This is a genomic window from Actinomadura sp. NBRC 104425, assembly GCF_030269545.1.
GTDB lineage: Bacteria > Actinomycetota > Actinomycetes > Streptosporangiales > Streptosporangiaceae > Spirillospora > Spirillospora keratinilytica.
On record NZ_BSTN01000008.1, the window covers coordinates 311386 to 317490 of the forward strand.

Below are 6105 nucleotides of genomic sequence, written 5' to 3' on the forward strand. Positions count from 1 at the left end.
ATGGCGGTCGACGACCGTTTCCCCCGACGGGTCGGCGACCTGCCCGACACCCGGTCCGGCGGCACCCGCAGCGAGATCGTCACCGGCCCGGTGGCCGACTGGGCGACCGACTTCTCGCACGTCGAGCCCGAGTGGGCCGCCGACCCGTACCCGATCCAGGACGACCTGCGGCGGCGCTGCCCGATCGCGCACACCGAGCGGTTCGGCGGCGCCTGGCTGCCCACCCGCTACGAGGACGTCGCGGCGATCGCCTACGACACCGAGCGGTTCACCTCCCGGACGGTCATCGTCGGCAACTTCCGGCCGCCGCGCGATCTGGAGCCCGTCGGGGTCAGTCCGCCGATCTCCTCCGACCCGCCGTTCCACCACGAGGCCCGCAGGCTGCTGCTGCCGGCGTTCACCAAGAGCGCCGTCCGGCGGCTGGAGCCCGGCACCAGGGCGTTCTGCCACGAGCTGGTCGACGGGTTCAAGGGACGCGACGTCGTCGACGCCGCCCAGGACTACGCCCAGCACATCCCCACGCGGGTGATCGCCGACATGCTCGGCTTCCCGCCCGAGGACGGGCCGCGGTTCCGCGAGTTCGTGGAGAACGTGCTCGAGGGCATCAACCTGCCGACCGACGAGCGCATTGAACGCGTGGACCGGCTGTTCGACTACCTGCTGCAGCAGATCCACGACCACATCGACCACCCGCGCGACGACCTGACCACCTACCTCATCAACGCCGAGCTGGGCGGCCGCAGGCTCGACGCCTCCGAGGTGTCGGGCATGATGGCGCTGCTGCTGATCGCGGGGGTGGACACCACCTGGAGCGCGATCGGCGCGTCGCTGTGGCACCTGGCCCGCACGCCCGCCGACCGCAAGCGGCTGGTCGCCGAACCCGGCCTGCTGCCGACCGCGATGGAGGAGTTCCTGCGCGCCTACGCGCCGGTCACCATGGCGCGGCTGGTCAAGCAGGACATGCACTGGCGCGGCGTGGACATGAAGGCCGACGACTGGGTCCTGCTGTCGTTCCCCGCCGCCAACCGCGACCCGGCGCAGTTCGAACGGGCCGACGAGGTCGTCATCGACCGGCGGGTCAACCGGCACGCCGCGTTCGGCCTGGGCGTGCACCGCTGCGTCGGCTCGCACCTGGCCCGCATGGAGCTGCGCGTCGCGCTGGAGGTCTGGCTGGAACGCATCCCGGAGTTCACGCTGGCCGACCCGTCCGCGGTCACCTGGGCCGCGGGCCAGGTGCGCGGGCCCCGCACCCTGCCCGTCCGCATCGGCTGACCGGCGGCCCCGCATCCCCGGGCGCACGGGCCCGGGCGCACGCCCCGCCGCGACGGCCCACCGCCCCGGGCCCGTCGCGGCGGGCCTTCTCACAGCGGGTAGCGGACGCCGGTCAGCTCCTCCGAGACCTCCCACAGGCGGCGCTGAAGGGCCGTGTCGTGCGACAGCCTGCTGGAGGAGACCGGCTTGGGATGCCCCCGTCCCTCGAACGGCCCGTCGGGGCCGTAGAACTGGCCGCCGCGCACGGACGGGTCGGTGGCGGCGCGCAGCGTCGGCAGCGCGCCCATCTCGGCGCTCTGCGCGAACACCGGCGCGACCGCCGTGGAGACGACCAGCCGCACCGCCGCGGGCGAGTTGCGGATCAGCTCGGTGGCGGCGAACCCCGGATGGGCCGCCGCCGCGATCGTGCCGGCGCCGCCCGCCGCCAGGCGGCGCTGCAGCTCGTAGGTGAACAGCAGGTTGGCCAGCTTGGACCGGGCGTAGGCGGCCACCCGGTCGTAGCGGCGCCGCTCCCATCCCAGGTCGTCGAAGTCGATCCGGGCGCGGACCCGGTGCATGGCGCTGCTGACGGTCACCACCCGGGAGCCGGGCACCGGCAGCAGGGCCTCCAGCAGCAGCCCGGTGAACGCGAAGTGCCCCAGGTGGTTGGTGCCGAACTGCAGCTCGAACCCGTCGCGCGTGGCCGCCTTGGGCGTGAACATCACCCCGGCGTTGTTGATCAGCAGGTCGATCTTCGGGTGCCGGGAGCGTATCTCGCGGGCGGCGTCGCGCACGGACTCCAGCGAGGTCAGGTCGAGGTGCTGCACCGAGACGTCCGCCTGCGGGGCGGTCTGGGCGATCCGGGCGGCGGCCCGCCCGCCCTTGCCGGTGTCGCGCACCGCCAGCACCACCGTCGCGCCCCGCTCGGCCAGCACGCGCGCGGTGTCGAAGCCGAGCCCGGTGTTGGCGCCGGTCACCACGGCGACTCGGCCGTGCTGGTCCGGGACGTCGGCGGCGTTCCACTTCCGTGCCATGCCGATCACCCTAACCCCGCCGCCGTCCGCGTTCCGGGCGGGCGGGACGCGGACGGCGCGGACGGCGGGGGCGACGGCGGCGCGGGGCGGGTGTCAGCTCGCGGGCGCGGCCGACGGCTCCGCCGGGGCCTTCTCGTGCGGGGACGAGGGCCGGCCGGACGAACGGTTGGGGATGGTCAGCGCGATCGCCGCGGCCAGCACCGCGACGCCGCAGCCGATCAGCATGCCGGCGCGGAACCCGTCCTCCGACGGCAGGACGTGCCCGCCCAGGTCGATCGTCATCTGCGCGAGCACGGCGCCGACCACCGCCGCCGACACCGACGTGCCGATCGAGCGCATCAGGGTGTTGAAGCTGTTGGCCGCCGCGGTCTCCGTCACCGGCACCGCGCTCATGATCAGCGCGGGCATGGCCCCGTACGCCAGCCCCACGCCCATGCTGCACAGGCAGGTGACGACCAGCAGGCCCCACGTCGACCCCATCAGCGGCATCGACGACCCGTAGCCGACCGCGATGACCAGGGCGCCGGCGACCAGGGTGAACTTGGGGCTGCGGGCGGCCGACAGCCGGGCGCCCAGCGGCGAGACCAGCATCATCACCAGGCCCGAGGGGGCCATCCACAGCCCGGCCGCCAGCATCGACTGGCCCAGCCCGTAGCCGGTGGCCTCGGGCAGCTGCAGCAGCTGCGGGATGATCAGCGACTGCGCGTACATGGAGAAGCCGACGACGATCGAGGCGGCGTTGGTCAGCAGCACCGGGCGCTGGGCGGTGGTGCGCAGGTCGACCAGCGGGTCGCGGGTGCGCAGCTCCCACCAGCCCCAGACCGCCAGCACGACCGCCGCGGCGGCCAGCAGGCCCAGTGTCGTGCCGCTCGTCCAGCCCCAGTCGGCGCCCTTGGACACCGCCAGCAGCAGGCACACCAGCCCGGCGCCGAGCCCCAGCGCGCCGACCGGATCGAAGCGCCCGGCGGCGCGCGCCGGCGTGGCGGGCACCAGCAGCCACATCATCACCGCGACCAGCACGCTCAGTCCCGCCGCCGTCCAGAACAGCACGCGCCAGCTGGTCTGCTCGGCGACCGCCGCCGCGAACGGCAGGCCGAGCGCGCCGCCGATGCCCAGCGACGAACTGACCAGTGCGATCGACGACCCCAGCCGCTCCGGCGGCATCAGGTCGCGCAGCGCGCTGATGCCCAGCGGGATCATGCCCATCCCCATGCCCTGCAGCAGCCGCCCGGCGACCATGGGGGCCAGCGAACCGGCCAGCGCGCACAGTACCGAGCCCGCGATCAGCGGCACCGAGCAGGCCAGCAGGACGCGGCGCTTGCCGTACAGGTCGCCCAGCCGCCCGATCATCGGCGTGGTCACCGCGCCCGCCAGCAGCGTGGCGGTGACCACCCAGGAGGCGTTGGCCGGGGTGGTGTGCAGGATGCGCGGCAGCTCGCCGATCAGCGGGACCACCAGGGTCTGCATGAGCGAGGCGACGATGCCCGCCACCGCCAGCACGCTGACTATTCCGCCGGAGCGGCGGGCCGACGTGGAGTCCTCCACGTGGTTCTCCTTTCCGATCAGTAGCAATGTGTACGCTACATACTGTGTGTCATACACACAAGTTGTGTATGATGCACATCACGGCGCCGCCGCGTGCGTCGGGGCGGGCGGATACGGGCGGTCGCCGCAGGCCGGGAGAATGAAGGCATGGACCGGCTCACGCAGATGATCGAGTTCGAGACCATGCTGCTGTCGCGGCACAGCCTGGCCGCGCGCCGCGCCCGGCGCGACAGCGGCCTGCTCGAGCGCAGCGCCTACCTGCTGCTCAGCCGCGTCCGCATGGAGGGGCCGATGTCCATCCGGCAGCTCAGCGAGGCGTTCGACCTGGACGCCTCCACGGTCAACCGGCAGACCGCCGCCATGATGCGCGCCGGACTGGTCGAGCGCATCCCCGACCCCGACGGCGGCCTGGCCCGCAAGTTCCGCATCACGCCCGAGGGCGAGCGCCGGCTGGACGAGGACCGCGCCCGCATCGTCCGCAGCCTGGACAAGGTGCTGGCCGACTGGTCGCGCGAGGACGTCGCCGCCTTCGCCGACTACCTCCAGCGGTTCAACACCGACCTCGAACGCCTCGGCGGACGCCCTTGGCCACGCCCCTGATTCCCTGCCCTCGCCCCTGACCCCCTGCCCTCGCCCCTGACCCCCTGCCCTCGCCCCTGACCCCCTGCCCCTGACCGCCTGCCCCCGCCCTGACCGCCTGGCCCCGCCGCTGACCGCCGCGCCTCCGCGACGGTGCACACGCGCGTCCGACGGTCGCGGGGCCGGGCCGACTACAGCCGGTTGAGGTGGTCGAGCAGGCGGCGTTCCTCCTTGTCGAAGTGCTCGCGCAGCCGTCCGGCCAGGGCGTGCAACCGGTCGCGCAGGCCGGCGGCGTCACGGCCGGGGGCGTCCAGGCGCGCCAGCACCTGTTCGATCTCGGCGCGGATGCGGGCCAGGGTTTCGTGTTCGCGGCGCAGCTCCTGCAGGACGGGCGCCAGTTCGGGGAAGTTCTTCTCCAGCAAGGGGAAGCCGCGTTCGTCCTCGTTGGTGTGGTGGCCGTGGACGGCCTCGCAGAACAGCAGGCAGCGTTCGCGCAGCCACCCGTCGAGGGTGGGGGGCGCGCCGGCGGGCCGGTCGCCGGTCAGGCGGGCGTCGACGGCGCCGAGCAGGTCATCCATCTGGCGGCGCAGTTCCCGGTGGATGCGCATCAGCTCGTCGCCCAGGGCGCGGGTGCGGGGGCCGGAGCGGTACAGGGCGACGACGGGGATGACCCGTTCGGTCTTGGCCTGGTACTCGGCGTAGGCGGGGAAGCGTTCGGCGATCTGGCCGTACAGCCGGTCGCGTTCGGCGCCCTCGACGGGCCGGGCCAGGCCGTCGAAGGCCTCGATGGACGTGCCGTCGCCGATCTCGACGGCGACCTTCGGGTCGGCCAGCAGGTTGCCGTACCAGGCGGGGTCGCGGTCGGCGCCGGCGTTGGAGGCGAACACCACCAGGTGCTCGCCGTCGCGCAGGTAGGTCAGGGGGGTGGTGTGGCGGCGGCCGGTGCGGGCGCCGGTGGTGGTGAGCAGCAGCAGCGGCGTGCCTGCGAACGCGCCGCCGACCCTGCCGCCGTTGCTGCGGAACTCCTCGATGACCTGGTCGTTCCAGCCGGGCATGGGACGATGACCTCCAGACGGGAAGGTATTGCTTTAGAGGCAAAACTAATTTGGAGACAAAGATAATGTCAAAGGGGCTGTCCGTCGACGACGGGGTCCGCACGCTGCTGCTGCTGATGCCGCGCCTGGTCGGCCGGGCCAAGCGGACACCGCCGCCCGAGCCGCTGCGGTCGCTGGAGCTGGCGCCGCGGCACCTGTCGCTACTGGCCTACCTGGTGTTCGACGGGCCGCTGACGGTCAACGAGCTGGCCGCCCGGCTGGAGGTGGCGCCGACCACGGTGAGCCTGATGGTGAGCGAGCTGAGCCGCAAGGACGTGGTGGAGCGCCGCGAGGACGAGGCCGACCGCCGCCGCACCATCGTCAGCGTCGCCCCGGCCCACCGCGAGGCCGTGCACGCCTGGCTGGCGCGCGGCGCGCAGGCGTGGCGCACCGTCCTGGAGCCGCTGACCGCCGAGCAGCGCCGCCTGGTCGTCGACACGCTGCGCGCCTACGAACGGGAGGTATCGGGCGAGGGCTAGCTGTACTGACCATGGACGTTGGTGACGGCGACACAGCTGGATGATCTTGAAATGGGGAGGACCTCCTGGCGTGGTGTGAGTCGACGAAACTTCGCACCACCCGCCGGGAGGTCCTCGTGCCCC

At 73.3% G+C, this 6105-nt stretch carries 6 protein-coding genes; 3 read left to right on the forward strand and 3 right to left on the reverse strand.

The window, feature by feature from the left end:
• Entirely contained in the window at positions 1 to 1272 is a 1272-nt protein-coding gene (locus QSK22_RS15770; protein ID WP_285494914.1) for a cytochrome P450, read from the forward strand.
• Between the two features lie 89 nt (positions 1273 to 1361).
• On the opposite strand, the gene QSK22_RS15775 is transcribed toward QSK22_RS15770, so the two are convergent.
• Both QSK22_RS15775 and QSK22_RS15780 read right to left on the reverse strand, forming a co-directional pair.
• Complete coding sequence (locus QSK22_RS15775) at positions 1362 to 2285, reverse strand: SDR family NAD(P)-dependent oxidoreductase (protein WP_285494915.1); 924 nt, start codon at positions 2283 to 2285, stop codon at positions 1362 to 1364.
• A 93-nt stretch (positions 2286 to 2378) separates the two neighbouring features.
• Entirely contained in the window at positions 2379 to 3887 is a 1509-nt protein-coding gene (locus QSK22_RS15780; RefSeq protein WP_285494916.1) for an MFS transporter, read from the reverse strand.
• A 90-nt stretch (positions 3888 to 3977) separates the two neighbouring features.
• On the opposite strand from QSK22_RS15780, the gene QSK22_RS15785 reads away from it, so the two are divergent.
• Positions 3978 to 4430, forward strand: a complete 453-nt coding sequence (locus QSK22_RS15785; RefSeq protein ID WP_285494917.1) for a MarR family winged helix-turn-helix transcriptional regulator — start codon at positions 3978 to 3980, stop codon at positions 4428 to 4430.
• A 170-nt stretch (positions 4431 to 4600) separates the two neighbouring features.
• On the opposite strand, the gene QSK22_RS15790 is transcribed toward QSK22_RS15785, so the two are convergent.
• Positions 4601 to 5464, reverse strand: coding sequence for a nitroreductase/quinone reductase family protein (locus QSK22_RS15790; protein ID WP_285494918.1), 864 nt, complete (start codon positions 5462 to 5464; stop codon positions 4601 to 4603).
• 65 nt (positions 5465 to 5529) lie between these two features.
• Here QSK22_RS15790 and QSK22_RS15795 point away from each other — a divergent pair, with 65 nt between their 5' ends.
• Entirely contained in the window at positions 5530 to 5982 is a 453-nt protein-coding gene (locus QSK22_RS15795) for a MarR family transcriptional regulator (RefSeq protein ID WP_285494919.1), read from the forward strand.
• Positions 5983 to 6105 lie beyond the last annotated feature (123 nt).

Bases quoted from the DNA above. Each gene is read 5' to 3' on its own strand.
- QSK22_RS15770 (WP_285494914.1), top strand. From the start codon at position 1: ATGGCGGTCGACGACCGTTTCCCCCGACGGGTCGGCGACCTGCCCGAC.
- QSK22_RS15775 (WP_285494915.1), bottom strand. From the start codon at position 2,285: ATGGCACGGAAGTGGAACGCCGCCGACGTCCCGGACCAGCACGGCCGA.
- QSK22_RS15785 (WP_285494917.1), top strand. From the start codon at position 3,978: ATGGACCGGCTCACGCAGATGATCGAGTTCGAGACCATGCTGCTGTCG.
- QSK22_RS15790 (WP_285494918.1), bottom strand. From the start codon at position 5,464: ATGCCCGGCTGGAACGACCAGGTCATCGAGGAGTTCCGCAGCAACGGC.
- QSK22_RS15795 (WP_285494919.1), top strand. From the start codon at position 5,530: ATGTCAAAGGGGCTGTCCGTCGACGACGGGGTCCGCACGCTGCTGCTG.